The organism is Chryseobacterium sp. PvR013 (assembly GCF_017833095.1).
In the GTDB taxonomy this organism is placed as follows: domain Bacteria; phylum Bacteroidota; class Bacteroidia; order Flavobacteriales; family Weeksellaceae; genus Chryseobacterium; species Chryseobacterium culicis_A.
In genome coordinates this window covers 1,827,193-1,845,926 of the sequence record NZ_JAFIBT010000001.1, presented here as the reverse complement: position 1 = coordinate 1,845,926, position 18,734 = coordinate 1,827,193, and the positions used below count along the sequence as shown (strand labels likewise).

General features: G+C 37.1%; 16 protein-coding genes. 12 read left to right on the top strand and 4 right to left on the bottom strand.

Going from position 1 to position 18,734, the window contains the following annotated elements; translation table 11 throughout:
* The first annotated feature begins 41 nt into the window (after window positions 1–41).
* Together JOE44_RS08160 and hemN are read left to right on the top strand one after the other, a co-directional pair.
* On the top strand, window positions 42–1,073 hold the full coding sequence (locus JOE44_RS08160) for a glycosyl hydrolase (RefSeq protein ID WP_209785151.1): 1,032 nt from the start codon (window positions 42–44) through the stop codon (window positions 1,071–1,073).
* Between the two features lie 178 nt (window positions 1,074–1,251).
* The gene (hemN, locus tag JOE44_RS08155) at window positions 1,252–2,610 is read left to right on the top strand and encodes an oxygen-independent coproporphyrinogen III oxidase (RefSeq protein WP_209785150.1); all 1,359 of its coding nucleotides are present in this window, start codon (window positions 1,252–1,254) and stop codon (window positions 2,608–2,610) included.
* A gap of 218 nt (window positions 2,611–2,828) precedes the next feature.
* On the opposite strand, the gene JOE44_RS08150 is transcribed toward hemN, so the two are convergent.
* Window positions 2,829–4,196: a PQQ-dependent sugar dehydrogenase gene (locus JOE44_RS08150; protein ID WP_209785149.1), complete on the bottom strand. Its 1,368-nt coding sequence runs from the start codon at window positions 4,194–4,196 to the stop codon at window positions 2,829–2,831.
* A 217-nt stretch (window positions 4,197–4,413) separates the two neighbouring features.
* Here JOE44_RS08150 and secD point away from each other — a divergent pair, with 217 nt between their 5' ends.
* The 5 genes from secD to JOE44_RS08125 all read left to right on the top strand — a co-directional run bounded on the left by secD (window position 4,414) and on the right by JOE44_RS08125 (window position 11,993).
* Window positions 4,414–7,323 carry a protein translocase subunit SecD gene (secD, locus tag JOE44_RS08145; RefSeq protein WP_209785148.1) on the top strand — a complete coding sequence of 970 codons (2,910 nt, stop codon included), beginning with the start codon at window positions 4,414–4,416 and terminating at the stop codon, window positions 7,321–7,323.
* Window positions 7,324–7,751: 428 nt separating this feature from the next.
* Window positions 7,752–8,324 (top strand): hypothetical protein, encoded by a 573-nt coding sequence (locus tag JOE44_RS08140; RefSeq protein WP_209785147.1) that lies wholly within the window; start codon window positions 7,752–7,754, stop codon window positions 8,322–8,324.
* A gap of 85 nt (window positions 8,325–8,409) precedes the next feature.
* A complete protein-coding gene (locus JOE44_RS08135) occupies window positions 8,410–9,675 on the top strand; it encodes a hypothetical protein (protein ID WP_209785146.1) in 1,266 nt (421 codons plus the stop codon).
* Window positions 9,676–9,835: 160 nt separating this feature from the next.
* Window positions 9,836–11,089, top strand: coding sequence for a TCR/Tet family MFS transporter (locus tag JOE44_RS08130; protein ID WP_209785145.1), 1,254 nt, complete (start codon window positions 9,836–9,838; stop codon window positions 11,087–11,089).
* A gap of 103 nt (window positions 11,090–11,192) precedes the next feature.
* Window positions 11,193–11,993: an arylamine N-acetyltransferase gene (locus JOE44_RS08125; protein WP_209785144.1), complete on the top strand. Its 801-nt coding sequence runs from the start codon at window positions 11,193–11,195 to the stop codon at window positions 11,991–11,993.
* An 85-nt stretch (window positions 11,994–12,078) separates the two neighbouring features.
* On the opposite strand, the gene JOE44_RS08120 is transcribed toward JOE44_RS08125, so the two are convergent.
* Window positions 12,079–13,023 carry a hypothetical protein gene (locus JOE44_RS08120; protein WP_209785143.1) on the bottom strand — a complete coding sequence of 315 codons (945 nt, stop codon included), beginning with the start codon at window positions 13,021–13,023 and terminating at the stop codon, window positions 12,079–12,081.
* Between the two features lie 407 nt (window positions 13,024–13,430).
* Between JOE44_RS08120 and JOE44_RS08115 the strand changes: the two genes are divergently transcribed.
* The 4 genes from JOE44_RS08115 to JOE44_RS08100 all read left to right on the top strand — a co-directional run bounded on the left by JOE44_RS08115 (window position 13,431) and on the right by JOE44_RS08100 (window position 15,673).
* Complete coding sequence (locus JOE44_RS08115) at window positions 13,431–13,772, top strand: twin-arginine translocase TatA/TatE family subunit (RefSeq protein WP_105683551.1); 342 nt, start codon at window positions 13,431–13,433, stop codon at window positions 13,770–13,772.
* Between the two features lie 3 nt (window positions 13,773–13,775).
* Window positions 13,776–14,342: a phosphatase PAP2 family protein gene (locus JOE44_RS08110; protein WP_209785142.1), complete on the top strand. Its 567-nt coding sequence runs from the start codon at window positions 13,776–13,778 to the stop codon at window positions 14,340–14,342.
* Window positions 14,339–15,151: a tetratricopeptide repeat protein gene (locus tag JOE44_RS08105; RefSeq protein ID WP_209785141.1), complete on the top strand. Its 813-nt coding sequence runs from the start codon at window positions 14,339–14,341 to the stop codon at window positions 15,149–15,151. The genes JOE44_RS08110 and JOE44_RS08105 overlap by 4 nt, the downstream gene beginning before the upstream one ends.
* Before the next feature lie 69 nt (window positions 15,152–15,220).
* On the top strand, window positions 15,221–15,673 hold the full coding sequence (locus tag JOE44_RS08100; protein ID WP_209785140.1) for a tRNA (cytidine(34)-2'-O)-methyltransferase: 453 nt from the start codon (window positions 15,221–15,223) through the stop codon (window positions 15,671–15,673).
* A gap of 64 nt (window positions 15,674–15,737) precedes the next feature.
* On the opposite strand, the gene JOE44_RS08095 is transcribed toward JOE44_RS08100, so the two are convergent.
* Window positions 15,738–16,211 carry a 23S rRNA (pseudouridine(1915)-N(3))-methyltransferase RlmH gene (locus JOE44_RS08095; protein ID WP_209785139.1) on the bottom strand — a complete coding sequence of 158 codons (474 nt, stop codon included), beginning with the start codon at window positions 16,209–16,211 and terminating at the stop codon, window positions 15,738–15,740.
* A 333-nt stretch (window positions 16,212–16,544) separates the two neighbouring features.
* On the opposite strand from JOE44_RS08095, the gene JOE44_RS08090 reads away from it, so the two are divergent.
* The gene (locus tag JOE44_RS08090; protein ID WP_209785138.1) at window positions 16,545–17,558 is read left to right on the top strand and encodes a YihY/virulence factor BrkB family protein; all 1,014 of its coding nucleotides are present in this window, start codon (window positions 16,545–16,547) and stop codon (window positions 17,556–17,558) included.
* Here JOE44_RS08090 and nhaA read toward each other — a convergent pair.
* Window positions 17,555–18,733 (bottom strand): Na+/H+ antiporter NhaA, encoded by a 1,179-nt coding sequence (gene nhaA, locus JOE44_RS08085; RefSeq protein WP_209785137.1) that lies wholly within the window; start codon window positions 18,731–18,733, stop codon window positions 17,555–17,557. The two genes, JOE44_RS08090 and nhaA, sit on opposite strands and share 4 nt — an antisense overlap.
* Window position 18,734 lies beyond the last annotated feature (1 nt).

Here is an 18,734-nt window from a genome sequence, read left to right as displayed (position 1 = left end):
TAAACCGCTTCGGCGGTTTTTTTTGTCCCAAAGATTATAATATGAAAAATATTTTCACCCTTTTATTTCTGTCCTTAGGACTTACTGCATTTTCCCAACAGGTGGAAAGCATTGAAACAATTCTTACTGATAAAATCAGTATCAGAGCACTTGAGTTATATGAGAATAAGGTCTGGTATAGCGGTACAGATTCTAAATTCGGGTTTGTAGATCTGAAAGATTATAAAAATCAGAAGCAGATAAAACTTTCCGAAGATAAACTTCAGTTCAGGACGTTGGCACAGGATAAAACCTCTTTCTATGCCATCAACATTGAAAGTCCTGCTTACTTCTTTAAAATTGATAAAAAAGATCTGAAATCACAGATTGTCTTTAAAGATACTGCTAAAACTGCTTTTTATGACGCTTTACATTTTGTAAAGGATGGATACGGGATAACGTTCAGTGATCCTGATAAAAATCTTTTGATGAAGCTGGCATTGTTATTCCCTCATAAGAAAATGTACGAGACATGGAATCCTCCAATGGGTAATCACGAGAAAGTAAAACTAAAGGAAGGTGAAGCCGCATTTGCCGCCAGCAATACCAATATTGCTTCCTACAAGGACATCCTCTGGATTGCAACAGGTGGGAAGGCTTCCAGGATCTTTAAGCAGAAAGTATTGGACTGGAAGATTATTGAAACCCCTTTCATTCAGGGAGAGTCTTCACAGGGAATGTATTCCATCGATTTTTTTGAAGACCATTTCGGGATTGCTGTAGGAGGTGATTATACAAAGCAAGATGCCAATATCAATAATATTGCCACCACGAATGATGGTGGTGAAACCTGGCAGATTCAGGCTTCAGGGCAGAATGCAGGCTATACAACCTGTGTGAAAATAAAACCGGGTTCCAAAGGGAAAGAGATTGTTGCAGTGGGAGACAAACATATCAGCTATTCCTCTGATTTTGGGAAGACATGGAAGAAAATTTCTGATGAGAAAGGCTTCTTTGTCTGCCAATGGATTGATGGTAACAAGGTTGTTCTTGCCGGAAATAATAAAATTGCTGTTATGAAATTAAAATTTTAAATAGCAGAGATAGAATTTATCACTATTGGTCAAAAGCCTGATCATACGTATTTAGACTCATTATAAAATAGAACCTAATATAATTCATAGGTTAAAATTCATAACTTATGGTTAATTTTGTAAGATGAAATTTTAATGAGGTAAAATTTCATACCCTTATAAAATTTTAATTTTCAAAATGAACTCTTTAATAGATAAGTATAATATTCCCGGACCGCGTTACACTTCTTATCCTACCGTTCCATATTGGGATGAATCAACATTTTCACCGGAAAAATGGAAGGAAACCGTAATCAGGTCTTTTCATGAGAGCAATGCAGAGGAGGGAATTTCTATTTATATCCATTTACCTTTCTGTGAGGCTTTGTGTACGTTCTGTGCATGCCATAAGCGTATTACAAAACAACATAGTGTTGAAGTTCCTTATCTGGAAAGTGTTTTAAAAGAATGGAAATTATATCTTGATCTTTTCAACGAAAGACCTAAACTGAAAGAATTACACTTGGGAGGCGGTACTCCTACGTTTTTCTCTCCTGAAAACTTAAGAACATTGTTAGAAGGAATCTTCTCAACAGTAGACATTGCAGAACACCCGGAATTTTCTTTTGAAGGACATCCTAACAATACCACAAAAGAACATCTTCAGAGATTGTATGATCTTGGTTTCAGAAGAGTAAGTTTTGGGGTTCAGGATTATGATCCTAAAGTTCAGAAAGCAATCAACAGAATCCAGCCGTTCGAAAACGTAAAAAACGTTACTGAATGGGCCAAGGAAATCGGGTATAGAGGAATCAGCCATGATCTGGTTTTCGGATTGCCACACCAGAATTGGGAGGCTATGGAACACACGATCAGAAAGACAATGGAATTGAAACCTGATAGATTAGCTTTTTATTCTTATGCACACGTTCCATGGGTAAAAGGAGTGGGACAGAGAGGTTTTGATGAAAATGACCTGCCAAGCGGTGAAGAAAAACGCCGTTTGTATGAAGATGGTAAAAAACTTCTTCAGGATTTAGGATATATTGAAGTAGGGATGGATCATTTTTCTCTTGAACATGATGATCTGTACCAGTCTTTGATTCATAAAACACTTCACAGAAATTTCATGGGCTATACTTCAAGCAAAACCCAGCTGATGGTAGGGCTTGGTATGTCTGCGATATCAGATTCATGGTATGCCTTTGCACAGAATGTAAAAACTGTGGAAGAATATCAGAAGATGGTTGAAGAAGGTGAAATTCCTGTTGTAAAAGGACACGTTCTGAGTAAAGAAGATCTGATCGTAAGAAGACATATTCTGAATCTGATGTGTCAGCTTGAAACCACTTTTGATATCAACAACTCTTTCCCTGAGCTTGAAAATGCACTGGAAATGTTGAAAGAAATGGAAAATGACGGGTTGGTTGAGATCAACGGAACTGAAGTTAAAATTACAGAAGCCGGGAGAGCATTCACAAGAAATGTGGCAATGGTTTTTGACCTGAGAATGATGAGGAATAAGCCGGAAACAAGAATTTTCTCAATGACAATATAAAACAAAAGCGGTTCAGATCTGAACCGCTTTTTTATTGACCTATGGGCTTATTTTATTTAAACACAAAGTTCGAAAAGATTTTATAATTTGATTTATCTTTTTGTCCGCAAGCCCATTGTGTTTAGTGAAATTTTTTGCTTAGTGAAACACCTTGGCGATCCTTTTTCATAGAATTTTAAAAACCTTTGCGTTCCGTTTGCGTTTACAGCCAGGTATTACTATTTAATAATCAATTTCTGACTGTAAGACTTCAGTTCTCCGGATTTTAGATTGATATAATATACTCCGGCAGGGATATGGGAGATATTAATACTTTTACCATTCGTAATCTGATTGGTTTCCAGTACTTTTCTTCCTTCCGCACTGATGATTTCCAGGGTTGCTTTTTTATCTTTCATACCCTCAACAAAAATCTCTTTTGAAGCAGGATTAGGATAGATTTTAATGCTGGCTAACGTATTTTCCTGAGTAGCCAGAGTTCCCGTTGATATTTTAAAGATTTTTCCACTGTTCACGGCGGCTACATATAATCCTTTTTGATAGTCTTCTCCGAAAGTAGAAAAGTTATTTCCGGAATAAGGAGTCGTCCAGGTGATGGCATTATTGCTATCCAACATTCCAATTTGGGTAGAACAGTAATCTGCGAAGAAATATTTTCCCTGAAGTGAAGGATATTGAGTTCCTCTGTAGACATAACCGCCCGTTATAGAACATTTTCCTCCGGAATGATCATAAACTGCAATAGGAAAGGTCATGGTAGACTGTGCAGCGCATCCTGCTGGATTGTAAGAATCATTTCCTTCATAACAGCGCCATCCATAGTTCAGGCCAGCCTGAGTAATCGGCATTTTGTTGATTTCCTCAATAGCTCCTTGTCCTACATCGGCAATCATTGCATTTCCGGTAGTCAGATCAAAAGAGAATTTCCATGCATTTCTGAGGCCATATGCCCATATTTCATCGGCACCAGCTACTCCGGCTCCTGCAAAAGGATTGTCTGGCGGAATATTGTAAGGACCAGTAGCATCTACATCTATTCTCAACATTTTTCCAAGCAGAACATTTTTGTTTTGAGCATTATTGTTGGGGTCGCCACCACTTCCTCCGTCTCCGGTAATGATCCATAGTTTTCCGTCAGGAGCAAAATGAATGCTTCCTCCGTTGTGATTGTCGAATGGTTTGGGAATATTCAGAAGGATTTTTTCTGAATCGGGATCGGCAACATTGGGATCTGTTGAACTTACACTGTACCTTGCGACGATAATATTTCCTGAAGGATTGTTATAATACACAAAAAAATATCCGTTAGCAGGATATTGAGGATGAAATGCAAGGCCAAGAAGGCCTCTTTCGCCACCAAAAACAATTTTCGTTCCGATATTCAGGAAATTAATGGGATTAATTGTCCCATTGGGTTGAATAATTTTAATGATACCGTTCTGTTGTACAACAAAAAGCCGGCTGTCATTGGCGTTCGTAATCTCTACAGGACTGGTAAGTCCCGTGGCAAATTCTTCCAAATTAAGGCTTTGAGAATTAACAATTAAGGAAGAAAAAGTACTGATGCAAAAAAGTAGTTTTCTCATAATATTGTGATAGTTAGTGTGTTGGTGAAGTGAATGAAAATTTTATACCAATCATATTTTGAAAACTTCATTATGATAGCATGAAAAAATTGTTAAATCTTAAATAGAAATCACAATACCAATATATCTGGAAATAAACCATTTCTGTTGTTAAAAATTCATAAAATACAAGAAAATCATTATATTTGCCGACTTAATTTAACGTAGTTATAACAAAATGCAAGGAAAAGGACTTATTACAATTGTCGCTATTGTACTAGGGTTGATTTGCTTAAACGAGCTATTACCAACATGGTACGCCAGCAAAATTGAAAAGCAGGCAACTGCTATTGCAGGAGACAATCCGGAGAAGTATCAAAAAGAAATCGCAAGACTTTCTAAGGATACTTTGAATTTAGGATTCACAAAACTTTATTACACTAAAGCCAAAGACAAGGAAATGAAACTTGGTCTTGACTTGAAAGGAGGGATCAACGTTCTTTTGGAGATTAACCAAAGAGATCTTGTGAATGATTTAACCAATTATTCTACAAATCCTGTTCTGATTGAGGCTTTAAACAAAACTGATGAAGCACAGAAGAATTCTACAAGACCTTACATCGACAATTTCTTCGAACAGTTCGATGTAATTAACAAAGCTAAAGGAACAAACCTTAAGTTGGCAGATCCGGAAATTTTCGGAAACACAACCCTTACTGAGGTGAAGTACAACACTCCTGATGAGCAGGTGAAAAGCATTGTTAAAAGAAAAATTGATGCGTCTGTAGGAACAGCTTTTGAGGTTATCAGAACGAGAATTGATAAGCTTGGAGCCATCCAGCCAAACGTTCAAAGAGTACCTGGTACGGCAAGGATTTCTGTGGAGATGCCTGGTATGAAGGATATCGACAAAGTGAAGAAAATGCTTCAGACTTCCGCAAAACTTCAGTTCTGGGAAGTACAGCAGGTTCCTGAAATTGCACCTTATTTCCAAACGTTGACCACTATGGTTGCTGCAAAAGGAGATTCTATGGGAGTAGCAAAAAATGTGAACTTCATGAGCCTTTTACAGCTTGACAAATTAAGAACGAATGGTGTTGCTAACGTAAAATTATCTGATACTGCAGTTGTAAATAAAATTTTAAACAGCAAAGTAGGTCAGTCTTTACGTCCGGCTAACATTAAATATACACAGTTCATGTGGGGTTACAAACCTGAAGCTACAGATGCTGAAAGCTTAGTATTGTATGCAATCAGAGGTAACATTAACCAAAAAGCTCCGGTAGACGGTGCTGTAGAAACTGCAAATATCAGCTACGACGAACTAAGCAGAGTAGTGGTAGACATGCAGATGGACTCCAAAGGAGCAAAAGAATGGAAAACATTAACGGAGAAAAACGTAGGGAAACCTGTTGCAGTAACTCTTGATAACAGAGTATACACCGCTCCTAACGTTGTAAATGCTATCCCTAACGGTAGAACTCAGATCTCTGGTAACTTCTCTCAGGAAGAAGCTAAAGAATTAGTAGATGTTTTAGGGGCTGGTAAATTGCCTGCAGGAGCAAAAGTAGTTCAGGCTACCGTTGTAGGTCCATCTTTAGGGCAGGAGGCTATTGACTCTGGTTTAATGTCGTTTATTATTGCATTCGCAATTATTATTGTTTATATCATTTTCTACTACGGTGGAGCTGGTGTTTATGCGGTAATTGCAATGGTAATCAACTTATTCTATATTTTCGGTATTATGGATTCGGGTGACTTTACCCTTACGCTTCCAGGTATCGCGGGTATCGTTCTTACGATGGCAGTTGCGGTCGATACGAACGTTATCATTTATGAAAGAACCAAAGAAGAATTATTTGCAGGAAAAAGTATTCTTGAAGCCTATAAAGATGGTTTCAAACATGCATTGAATGCGATTATTGACGGTCACACGACAACATTCTTAACGGCGGTTGTATTGTTCTTCTTCGGAACAGGACCTATCAAAGGTTTTGCATTGACGTTAATGATCGGTATTTTAATGACCTTGTTTACGTCCGTATTGCTTTCAAGAGTAATGATCTTCTCAAGATTAAATAAAGGGAAAGGACTTTCTGTTTGGACTCCGGCTACGAAGAATCTATTCAGAAATACATGGATCGATTTCATTGGAAAGAGAAAATATGCATACATTGTTTCTGCTGTTCTTACAGTTATTTGTATCATTTCAATTGCAACTCACGGTTTCAAATACGGTATCGACTTTACCGGTGGTAGAAACTATGTGGTAAGATTTGATAAAGATGTAAAAGCTGAAGATGTTGAAGACAAATTAGTAGCATTATTCAAAACAGAAGATGGTAAAAACTCTTCTGTAGAAGCTAAAACTTTTGGAAACAACAAACAATTAAAGATTTCTACAGATTACCTTATCGAAGATGAATCTTTAAAAGCTGACCAGATTATTGAACAGAAATTATTTGAAGGTTTAAAATCAAACTTACCGGCAGGAACTACATTGAAAGATTTCAAATCTGCTGATAAAGACCACGCAGGAATTGTTTCTTCTGAGAAAGTAGGACCTTCTGTAGCTGATGATATTCAGACTCACGGTATCTATGCGGTATTAGCTGCATTAGCAATGATCTTTGTCTATATCTTGGTAAGATTTAGAAAATGGCAGTTCTCCCTTGGAGCGGTTGCTGCTCTATTCCATGATGCGGTAATTATTTTAGGAGCATATTCATTGCTTCACAAATATATGCCATTCAACATGGAGATCAATCAGGATTTCATCGCTGCGATTCTTACGGTATTGGGATACTCAATCAACGATACGGTAATTATCTTCGACAGAATTAGAGAATACCTGAGAGAGAAAAAATCTTTAACATTAGCAGGTCTTTTTGATGACTCTATTTCAAGTACATTAGGTAGAACATTCAACACCTCATTTACTACGATTTTGGTTATCCTTGCGATCTTCATTTTCGGTGGTGATAACCTGAGAGGATTCATGTTTGCAATGTTAATTGGTATTGGATTCGGTACTTACTCATCTATCTTTGTTGCGTCTGCAATTGCTTACGACTTCCTGAAAACAGGAAAAGAAGAAGAGGTACATGGAAAGTCTACTTCTGCAAAAGAAGAGCTAGCTTCAAAGTAATACAAACTACAATAAATTAGTAAAGACCGTTTCTTTTGAAACGGTCTTTTTTTTGCCCCATTTCTTTTTTAATTAATGATCATTAAATATCGTATTTCACTATAACTATTTGCATGTTTTTATTTTAATGGTTGAATTTTTATTTAGTTTTTAATTATTTTATCTCTTTTCTATTGGTAATTGGTTATTGGTGTTTTTTCATTTTATTTTTGTTATTTTTTTTATTGAAAGTTGATTTTTAAAGTTTAGATAAATTAGAATTATATACATTAAGTCTAATTTTAGAGAGTAATTTGATTATGTGTAATCATTGAATAATAAAGGATATTTGCGAGTTTATATCAAAATTATCGTTCTTTTTAAAAATTATTAAAAAATAAGAGTTTTATGTAGTAAATTATTTTATATTTACATAAAACAAAACAAAAATGAAAGTAGAAAAATTATTCGTTGCTGCGGCATTATGTGCCGGTAGTTTCCTTTTTGCACAGGTAGGAATTGGGATTTCTGATCCTGATAAAAGCGCAGCATTAGATGTTGCCAATACCACTAAGGGGGTACTGATCCCAAGAATTTCCAATCTGTCAACAATAGCAGCTCCGGCAAACGGTTTGCTGGTTTATGATCTCCAAAGACAGGCATTAACCCAGAATATCGGAACACCTTCCAGTCCCAACTGGATTCCGATCAGCGGTAATATTGTTAAATTCTTCTATATGCCGTCCATCAGCATTGATACATCTGCTTTAGGGACGGGAAGAACAAAAGACTTGTTCCAGCTTTATAAGACACAATTTTCTACCCCAAAAGTCTCAAGTACAGGAGCTCCGGGCGCAATACCTTTCTTTGCCAATGCCTCAGATCTCTATTATTATGTAACCGATTTTGACAATACCGTATTGAGCAATGTAAGTATTGATACCAACGGCATATTGAAATATGATGTGGTAGGAACGGCAACGTCCTGCTCTTTTGTCAATATTGTATTTGTAATCAAATAGTTTGAAGTGACATGCAGTCATTATCATCATCCTTATCCAGGGATGAGTATTCTCCGTGTATAATTAACTTTAAAAAATTTTGATGATGAAAACAAATTTAATATTGCAATATTTGCTTATAACAATAGGTCTTCTGGTATCAGGTAAAATGACATCTCAGGAGATGGTAACCCTTCCCAATGGCGGATGTGGGAGAATATTGGATACTAATACCTCCAGTTCAAGTGATGGTGGTTTTCTTTGTTTCAGATTGGGAAAAGAAGCCGCTAATCCTAATAATATGACGGATACTGATGTTAATTCATTTGCCTCTTTGAAGCCGGGTACAGGCGCTGGTCTTTTCTGCAGTATGTACGTAGGAGTAGGAACCAGCGGAGCCGATTTTCAGGCAAATAAGCCGGTTTATATTGACTTTGCTTCTGATGGGTTCAATTTTAACCCAAGTTTTAACGGTGGAAACTTTGTTTTCTATAACAATGGACAGGAAGTCTATCGTACAGGGATTAACGGACATTTTTTCTTTGATTTTGGTGATAACCAGGAACGAAGAATCATTAAAGTAATTCCTACGGCAGCCTGGGATGAAGTACAGCTGGCTTTTGGTGAAGCTATAGGCATTGGATTCTCATTCAGCCAGATGAGGGTGTACAATATCCTTTCTGAGTATTATCTTGCCCCGATGACCTTTCTGTCTCAGCCTACTGATAAAACGGTAGCCGTTGGCGGATCTACAACAATGACTGCTGTGATTAATAATACACCTACAGATGAAACACCGGATACTATTAATTACCAATGGCAGGTCCTTATCGGAAGTACATGGACTAATCTGACCAATGGACCAAACTATGCTAATGTTAATTCATCAACCCTTACCATTAACAATGTTCCGGTAGGTTTTAATAATAATCAATACAGAGTGGTGGCCAACTCAAGTTTTCATACATGCTCTTTCCAGGCAATTTCTACTGTTGGCCGGCTTTTTGTAAACTCCGTAAATATTCCCGGAACTATTGCAGCAGACCAAACCGTGTGTATGGATATCAGTAATGATCCTGCAGTATTTAGCCAGACTATTGCTGCACAGGTGAGTGGTGCTGCAGAATATCAGTGGCAAAGTTCCGCAGATAATATAACATTCTCAAATATTACGAATGCAACATCTGCTGCCTATGATGCTCCACCGGTTACACAGACCACCTATTACCGTAGAGGAGTGAGGTCTGTACTGAGCGGAAATACAACGGCTTATCAATACAGTAATGTGGTTAAGGTAACTTTAAAACAAAGCTGTCTGATCAAATGTATCATCACCAACAGAGTGCTCTATACAAAGCTGAACAGTAATTAATACCTCTGGTTTCTAATGGATAAATACCTGTTTCAGCAATGAGTCTGAAGCAGGTATTTTGTTCTTATCAAATATATCGGCTTACTTTTACTATTATACTTCTTTAATACGATGCAATTTAGAATCATTATTTTCCAGATTTGATTAATTTTGCACCATCATGGAAAATTCAAAGAAAAAAGCAGCTATAGGCTTCATATTTATTACTTTACTGATAGATATTACAGGATGGGGAATCATCATTCCTGTTGTTCCTAAATTGATTGAGGAACTCATTCATGCAGATATCAGCGAAGCTGCAAAATATGGTGGCTGGCTGGGATTTGCCTATGCATTTACCCAATTTATTTTCTCTCCGCTTGTCGGAAACCTGAGTGATAAATACGGACGAAGACCTATTATTCTGATTTCTCTTTTTGGATTTGCGGTAGATTATATCTTCCTTGCCTTAGCTCCTACCATCTGGTGGCTGTTTTTAGGAAGGGTTATTGCCGGAATTACGGGTGCCAGTGTCACAACGGCCAGTGCCTATATCGCAGATATTTCCACTGATGAAGACAGAGCCAAAAACTTTGGACTGATAGGGGCAGCTTTTGGTCTTGGATTTATTATAGGACCTGTTCTGGGCGGAGTTCTTGGACATTATGGTGCCAGAGTTCCTTTCTATGCTGCAGCAGGTTTATGTTTACTTAATTTCCTTTATGGGTATTTCATCCTTCCTGAAAGTTTGGATAAAGATAAAAGAAGAGAATTTGACTGGAAGCGAGCCAATCCTATAGGTTCATTTAAGTTTTTAGGGAAACACCCTGAAATTTCCGGAATGATCGTTTCATTGATATTAATTTATATTGCAGGTCACGCTGTACAAAGTAACTGGAGTTTCTTTACCATGTATAAGTTCGGCTGGACGGAAAGAATGGTGGGAATCTCATTAGGAGTTGTAGGATTATTGGTAGGCCTTGTACAAGGTGGTCTTATCCGGTGGACAACACCAAGGCTGGGAGAACAGAAAAGTATTTATTACGGATTGGCTTTCTATGCGGTAGGAATGTTGTTGTTTGCTTTTGCATCAGAAGGCTGGATGATGTTTGTATTTTTGGTGCCTTATTGTTTAGGAGGAATTTGTGGACCGGCTTTACAGTCTGTCATCACAAAAAGTGTTCCTTCCAATGAACAGGGAGAGCTTCAGGGAGCATTGACGAGTTTGATGAGTGCTACCTCTATTATCGGACCTCCGATGATGACGAATCTGTTTTACTATTTCACCCACGATGAAGCACCATTCAAGTTTTCCGGAGCACCTTTCTTTTTAGCATTTATTTTAATGGCTGCCAGTGTAGTGATTACGTATTCTGCTTTTCAGAAAAAAGGGAAAGATGGAGTTGATTTAGCATCGAAAAAAGATTTTCATTAACAATAGATTTGTTCTATTCTGAATATGTCTACAGCTTTGGGTTAATCTATTCAATAATTTTACAGAAACAGTTTTGCTCACTTTTGAAACAAAAAAACAAATTATGAATATAGTAGACCTGGAAAAATATTTTGAACGGATTCATTTCACCGGAATTCCGGAGTTGAATATGGAGGTATTGAAAAAAATACATCAGCTTCATCCTAAGTATATTCCTTTTGAGAATATTGATTCTTATACAGGAAAAGTTCCTTCTCTGAATTTAGATGATATTTTCAAAAAACTGGTTATAGAATCTCGCGGTGGATATTGCTATGAACAAAATCTGCTTTTAAGCGAAGTTTTAAAATATTTAGGATTCAACGTAAAGCTTCAGCTGGGAAGGGTAGTATGGGGCAGACAGGAAGACAGTGTTGCTGCACAAACCCATTTGTTACTTATTGTTGATTTTGAAGGAGAAAAGTATATCATAGACTGCGGATTTGGAACGGCTACCCTTACGGCACCGATTCTTTTAAATGAAGAAAAACAGCAGCAAACTCCCAACGGAATATTTAAAGTTTCCCATCGAGAAGAAACCTATACCCTCTGGATGTTAAAAGAACAATGGTTTCCGGTATACCGCTTCATTCCTGAGCATGTAGAGCCTATTGATCTTGAGATCTCCAACTGGTATTTATCTACTCATCCGGATTCTCATTTTAAGAACAAACTGATCCTTTCAAAAGTAGACGAGAATGTCCGTTATACGTATACAGACCATGTGTTGAACATCCGGTCTGATCATGGTGAAAAAGAATCCATATCGATAGAAAATGATATGCAGTTGTATGAAATACTGACTAATACTTTTGGACTAAAAGAAAATGCAATAGAGGCTTTAAAATCAAAAGCCGGAGTTTAGCAGGATGTGATACAGCCTTTGTATAAAATAAAACGGGAAACTCAGCGAGCTTCCCGTTTTTTTGAAATCTGATTTTTATGAAAAATTATGGATAAAGGGATTTTGTCCCGTTACTTACAATATTACTGCCTAATCCAGAGAATGATACAGAAAAATTAGTAGAATTAAAGCTCAAAGAACCTGTAGGCGTACAAAGTCCTAACGCATAACGACATTGCCCGTAAGCGCCTGTTTTTTTGGTAATCTTACTTTCGCTTTTTGCTTTTCCTAAACTGATATATCCCCAATCACTTACATCTGCATTGGAAACTGTAGAACCGGAGTAATAAATGGTAATCTGATACCCGGCTTCACCTCTCTTAGAGCCCCATAGCCAGTTGGCTGTCCACCATTGTTTATACCATTTAGATGCTACTTTAGAAGCTTCGTCGGATGCTTCAGAATGCCCACGGGTATCCATCATCACAAGACCTCCAAAGATATTATCCCAGATAATTCCCGAATCACCATAGAAACATAATGTGGTAAATTTCCCGCTTTTGCTGTTCCATGTTACTTCCATCACATTGATGCCTGGTTTTACTTCTTCAGAGATAACCTCTTTTAATCCCTGCTGGGCGGTTGTCAGATCATCTCTGCTATATAAATCTCCAATTTTTCCGATTTTTACAGAAGATGGATCCAGTATGTTTCCGGATGCAATGAACTGATCTTTATCTGTAATCAGGCTTTTGGAAAGCTCAATACCTTTCTGGTCTGAAATTTTTCCAAGGACAGTTACACCAACAATCTGTAAATCATTTTTTAAATAGGTTTCAAGATTTTTGCCGGATTCATCCAATTGAATTTGTACCGCTTCAGGAACAGCCTGTGAAGGAAGAGAAGTGATCTCTTTTTTCAGGTCATCTACCGTTACCTTAGCCTGAACTATTTCCTGCTGGCTCATTTCGTTGTTTTCATTCTGGCAGCTGTTGAGTGCCAATACCGATAAGACGACGAAAACTTTAAAGGTAGTCACTAGTTTTTTCATAATTAATATGTATTTGGTTGTGTGTTATAAATATACATAATTGTTGTGTAATTCTCATTGTTTTGAATTAAATATTTGTTAATTCGTAGGTAGGAGGTGGCAGATGTTAGGTAGCAGGTTATAGGTTATAGGGATTAGGGATTAGAGAGTTTAAAGTTCAGGGTTTAAGGTTTTGAGTTAACGAGCAACAAAAACAACCAGCAACAAAATAACGCTCAATCACGCAACTCTTATCTCGTAACAAAATAAATTTGAAACCCGGACCAACATCAAAAACTCGCCACCCAGCAACCAGCAACAAAATAAACCTCGTTACCCGAACGCCCAGAACTTTATAAAATCTTAAAATTTGTTTAAATTTTTAGTTTACAGTCCATAAATGCAATAATCTTTTGTAATTTTACGCCATGGAATTAAGCATTGGAGAAATGGCACTCATTGCCATTGCAATCGTTGTATTATTCGGTCCGGATAAACTGCCTCAGATTGCGCGTGACCTAGGTGCAGGCGTTAGAAAAATGCGTGGAGCAGTGGAAGATATTAAAACAGAAATCATGAAGGAAACAGATAATCCTGTTTCTGAAATCAAACGTGAGATTGAAAAAGTAAAAGATGCTGCAAAGGATTTCAACCCGATGAATGATATCAAGAAAGATATTCTGACAGAACCTACTTCTGTAGCTTCTAATGAACCTCCAAAACCGAAGCCGGCAGATGATGAGACTTATGAAGGACCTGTAAGCAGATAATCTATGGAGGAAATTATTCAGGAAGATAAGAAGGTATTTCTTTACCTTAATAATCTAGGAGATTCATCTTTCGATCAGTTTTGGATGTTGATTTCAAGTACCTGGATCTGGGTGCCTCTTTACATTATATTTCTTTATTTTTTATACAAAAATTATAAACTAAGATCTTTAGTTTTTATCCTTATATTTTTGGCTATCGGGGCAACGGTTTCTGACCAGTTGGCCAGTGTTTTCAAGTATGGTGTGGCGAGGCTGAGACCCTGTCATGATCCTACACTGGAACATCACATGAGAATTGTGAAATGTGGCGGACAGTTTGGCTTTTATTCTGCTCATGCTTCCAATACATTCTTTTTGGCTTCCTTTTTAAGTATTTTATTAAAAAATAAGCTTAAATGGTTTCCATATGCTATATTTGTGTGGGCTATAGTAGTTTCCTACAGCCGTATATATTTAGGAGTGCATTTCCCGATAGATATTTTGGTGGGGGCGTTTGTTGGATCTTTATTGGGAGTGATATTTGGTGCACTCGCCAAAAAAGTCATCAACAAACAAACTATAACTTCATGAAAAAAACTTTATTAGCAGTAACTTCCCTCTGTTTCTTCATTAGTTCTTATGCCCAGGATAAAAAACTGGCTGAAGAATGTTTTAACAAAGCCGACTATAAATGTGCTGAAGAGCAGTATTTAAAACTGGCAGAGAAAGAACAGATTCAAAAATTTCAATCGGAATATTACGACTACCTTGGTACAGCTCAGAGAAGGCTTGGAAAAACGACTCAGGCTTTTAAATCCTACGAATCTGCACTGAAAGCAAATCCTATGTCGGTTTCTGTATATGTAAATCTCTCATCACTTTACAGTCAGAAAGGAAATAAGATAAAAGCATTGGAATATATAGAAAAGGGACTTCAGGTGAATGCTGAAACTCCGGATTTATATCTTACGCGTTCCAAAATTTATGACAGTCAGGGAAAAAAAGATCTGGCCATCAAAGACCTTAATCAGATTCTGACCTTTGCTCCTGATAATCTTTTTGCAAAAACAGGACTTGCCAATCTGAAAAAAAATAATGGCGATCTGGATGGCGCTTTAAAAGATTATAATAAGCTTCTTGCCGAAAAACCGGAATCATTGCTTTATAACGGGAGGGCAGATGTTTATTTTAAAATGAAAAAATATAAGGAAGCTCTTGCAGATGCCAACAAAGCGATTTCTATAGATCCGAAATTTGCTCAGTCTTATGTGAGCAAAGCTATGATTCTGATGGATACCTCCAAACTTAAAGAAGCCTGCGAAAATTTCGATAAAGCAGTAACTCTTGGGTATGAAAAAGCGGTATTGACGGATGTTTACGCTAAATGTATCAAGAAATAAATAAAAGCACCCAATCATTTAAATAAATCCTTACCTAACAGTTTAAAAAACGAATAAAGAGATAGAGAGATGTTGAATATTGTTCTTGTAGAACCTGAAATACCTAATAATACAGGAAATATCGGAAGATTGTGTGTAGGAACCGAAAGCAGATTACACCTGATTCATCCGTTTGGATTTGTAATTAATGATAAAAATCTGAAGCGTTCGGGATTAGATTATTGGATACATCTCAATGTTTCTGAATATGCGGATGTTGATGAATGGGTTAAAACGATTCCTGATCAGTCGCGCGTTTTTTTAATGAGCTCACATGCTGAAAAGTCATACCTGGAAACTGATTTTCAGGATGGAGATTGGTTGGTTTTCGGAAAAGAGAGTGTGGGGCTGAGCAAAGAGGTTCTGGATCGTTTTGAAAATCATCTGACTATTCCTATGTCTAAATTAATCAGGAGTTTTAATATTGCTAATTCCGTTGCTTTTGTGGTGGGAGAAGCAAAGAGACAGATTGGTCTGAAATAACAGATTTCAATAGACAAAAAAAAGAAATATGAACCCTTCTGAATTGAATCGGAAGGGTTTTTTATTAATCGTTATGATAAGGTTTACCCTGTAAAATCTGATCAGCACGGTAAAGCTGCTCTACAATAAACAGACGGATCATCTGGTGGGTAAAAGTCATTTTGGATAAAGACATTTTCTCATTTGCTCTGCTGTAGATTTCTTCAGAAAATCCATAAGCTCCTCCAATCAGAATATGTACTTTCTTTACTGAAGAATTCATCCAGGTATCAATTTTCTGTGAGAATTCACGGCTGGTAAACTGTTTTCCTTTTTCATCAAGAATGACCACCAGATCGTTTTTATCAATATGATTTAAAAATAGCTTAGCTTCTTCTTTTTTAAGAAGGTCTGGAGATAGGTTTCTGGCATTTTTAACATCCGGAATTTCAGTAATTTCAAAATTCCAGTGCTTGGGTAAACGGTTAAGATAATAATTGATTAAAGAGGTAATTTCCTTATCGTCTGTTTTGCCGATACAAAGTAAACTGATTCGCATTGTAAGAAGTTTCAGACCGCAAAGATAGGGTTTCGTGGTTAATTTGTTGCTGGTTTTTTGGTTGCGGGTTGCGAGATTATTTGTTGAGAGTTGCGAGTATATTTTGTTGCTGGTTGTTTGGTTGTGAGTTTCGGGGTTCAAACTGCAAGTTATATTAGTTGCGGGTTACCTTGAACCTTGAACTTTAAAGCCCTCCGACTCTCAAACTCTCAAACTCAAACTCAAACTCAAACTCCTAATCCCTAAAACCTGCCACCTGCTACCTAACATCTACCCCTATCTTTTCCCTATTTAATTTAATTCCCCTACATTTGTATAAAGACAAACAGATCGATGAGTGTAAAGGTTCCTAAATTTATTTTGAAGATTCAAGAGTTTTTTGACAGCATCCATATTCCTGTTTTGGGAATATCGCTTTGGCAGATGTTTCAGATTTATATCTCCGGGATTTTCAAAGGAAAAATAGGACGAAAAGCGGCGGCAATTTCCTGGAGCTTTACCATAAGTTTGTTTCCGTTTATTCTGTTTTTACTTTCTGTTTTACCTTATATGCCGCATTATGATAAACTGCAATTCTATATTTTTGACGTACTGATGCATAATGTTTTTCCTTCGAATATGGAAGGTGATGTAAGAGGCTATATAGAGAATAATATTATCCCGAATATGAAAGGGATCAGTAATCTGACAATCGTTCTTGCACTTGTCTTTGCAACCAATGGTACTTTTTCTCTCATTAATGGTTTCAATGAGAATTCTGATGAGAAGCTGAGTGATGTAAAGGAATTTATTCTCTCATTCTTTATTACGATAGGCTTTATCACCATTGTTTTTTTAGCGCTTTTTGGAGTATATTATGTAGAGGTTGTAATGAAGCTTTTTACACCGGCTTATGATGTTTCGTGGCTTGTAGATAACCTTTCCAGCATTATTGGATTCGTTTCTTTCCCGCTTTTTTACTTTATACTTTTAACGTTATTTTACTGGCTGGGTACTGTGAAAATTACCAGATTCCGACAAGCGGTTCCCGGCGCTATTTTAACAACTGTTCTGTTTGTGGTTACCACTTATATTTTTGCCATTTATGTAAAGGATATTGCACGATATAACGTTCTGTACGGATCCATAGGAAGTATGATCCTGCTGATGGTTTGGGTGAATGTAAACGTATATCTCCTCTTATTCGGAAACGAACTGAATATGGCGATCAGAAAACTCAGAATAGAAAAGCTGCTGTCTGATGAGATCCAGAAAGAAACCTCAGGATATCATGCCCAGATTGCTGAACCTGATTTTGAGGGTGATGAGGAACATAAAAGAAAGCTGGAGAACCAGAAGAAAGATTAATTCTCTTCCAGTTCAGGGTTTTCTTTTGAGCTTACACTTAGAATGGTAAATCCTGCAATTGCAGCAATAAAAGAGGCAATTAAAATGGCAAACTTCGCTTCATCCTGAATAGGAATTTCCCCTTTAAAGGAAAGGAGTGCAATAAATATGGACATGGTAAACCCGATTCCTGCCAATAAACCTACTCCGATCATCTGAAGCCAGTTACTGTTTTGCGGAAGGGAACTCAGCTTTAATTTGATGGCAATCCATGAGAATAAATTGATTCCAATAAGCTTACCCAATACCAATCCGCAGATAATTCCCAATCCTAATGTACTCGTAACTCCGGCCACCATTTCGCTGGAAAAAGTGATATTGGTATTCGTTAAAGCAAATATCGGCATAATCAGAAAACTTACCGGAATATGAAGCTGATGTTCCAGTTTTTCCAACGGTGAAATTTCTACATTGGAAGCATTGGTAGGAATGGAAAATGCAAGCAAAACACCTGCTATCGTAGCATGGATTCCGGAATGATGAAGGAAATACCATAAAAACAGTCCCGGAATGATATAAAATATAGTTTTGGTTACTTTTAAGAAGTTTAAAATAAAAAGCAGGGCTGTTACTCCAAAAGATAAGAGAAGGTAGATCCAGTGAATCTGGTCTGTATAGAACACGGCAATCACCAGAATGGCTCCCAGATCATCTACAATAGCTAATGCGGCTAAAAATATCTTGATAGAATTAGGAATCTTTTTACCCAGCATGGAAATGATCGCCAGAGAAAAGGCTATATCTGTAGCCATCGGGATTCCCCAGCCATTGCTGTATTCCGCTCCTGTATTGAAAATGCTGTAGATTACAGCGGGAATAAGCATTCCGCCTACGGCTGCAAAAATTGGGAGAGAGGCATTTTTAAAGGACGAAAGTTCACCTTCTACAAGTTCACGTTTTATTTCAAGTCCCACCAAAAGAAAAAATACAGCCATCAGTCCGTCATTGATCCAGATACTGACAGGATATTCCAATCCAAAAAGATGAGTGCCTACTTCCTTGTCTAAAAAATGCTGAAAGTTTTCTGCAGCGGATGAATTGGCAATAAGTAATGAAACAAGTACACAGAAAATAAGAATAATTCCTGAGGACTGGCTGTTGTTGAAAAATTTTTTAAAATAAAGAGATAAATTCATG

What these genes read in the sequence shown, in the direction of transcription:
- JOE44_RS08160 (WP_209785151.1), top strand. Translation starts at nt 42, where the DNA reads ATGAAAAATATTTTCACCCTTTTATTTCTGTCCTTAGGACTTACTGCA.
- hemN (WP_209785150.1), top strand. Translation starts at nt 1,252, where the DNA reads ATGAACTCTTTAATAGATAAGTATAATATTCCCGGACCGCGTTACACT.
- JOE44_RS08150 (WP_209785149.1), bottom strand. Translation starts at nt 4,196, where the DNA reads ATGAGAAAACTACTTTTTTGCATCAGTACTTTTTCTTCCTTAATTGTT.
- secD (WP_209785148.1), top strand. Translation starts at nt 4,414, where the DNA reads ATGCAAGGAAAAGGACTTATTACAATTGTCGCTATTGTACTAGGGTTG.
- JOE44_RS08140 (WP_209785147.1), top strand. Translation starts at nt 7,752, where the DNA reads ATGAAAGTAGAAAAATTATTCGTTGCTGCGGCATTATGTGCCGGTAGT.
- JOE44_RS08135 (WP_209785146.1), top strand. Translation starts at nt 8,410, where the DNA reads ATGAAAACAAATTTAATATTGCAATATTTGCTTATAACAATAGGTCTT.
- JOE44_RS08130 (WP_209785145.1), top strand. Translation starts at nt 9,836, where the DNA reads ATGGAAAATTCAAAGAAAAAAGCAGCTATAGGCTTCATATTTATTACT.
- JOE44_RS08125 (WP_209785144.1), top strand. Translation starts at nt 11,193, where the DNA reads ATGAATATAGTAGACCTGGAAAAATATTTTGAACGGATTCATTTCACC.
- JOE44_RS08120 (WP_209785143.1), bottom strand. Translation starts at nt 13,023, where the DNA reads ATGAAAAAACTAGTGACTACCTTTAAAGTTTTCGTCGTCTTATCGGTA.
- JOE44_RS08115 (WP_105683551.1), top strand. Translation starts at nt 13,431, where the DNA reads ATGGAATTAAGCATTGGAGAAATGGCACTCATTGCCATTGCAATCGTT.
- JOE44_RS08110 (WP_209785142.1), top strand. Translation starts at nt 13,776, where the DNA reads ATGGAGGAAATTATTCAGGAAGATAAGAAGGTATTTCTTTACCTTAAT.
- JOE44_RS08105 (WP_209785141.1), top strand. Translation starts at nt 14,339, where the DNA reads ATGAAAAAAACTTTATTAGCAGTAACTTCCCTCTGTTTCTTCATTAGT.
- JOE44_RS08100 (WP_209785140.1), top strand. Translation starts at nt 15,221, where the DNA reads ATGTTGAATATTGTTCTTGTAGAACCTGAAATACCTAATAATACAGGA.
- JOE44_RS08095 (WP_209785139.1), bottom strand. Translation starts at nt 16,211, where the DNA reads ATGCGAATCAGTTTACTTTGTATCGGCAAAACAGACGATAAGGAAATT.
- JOE44_RS08090 (WP_209785138.1), top strand. Translation starts at nt 16,545, where the DNA reads ATGAGTGTAAAGGTTCCTAAATTTATTTTGAAGATTCAAGAGTTTTTT.
- nhaA (WP_209785137.1), bottom strand. Translation starts at nt 18,733, where the DNA reads ATGAATTTATCTCTTTATTTTAAAAAATTTTTCAACAACAGCCAGTCC.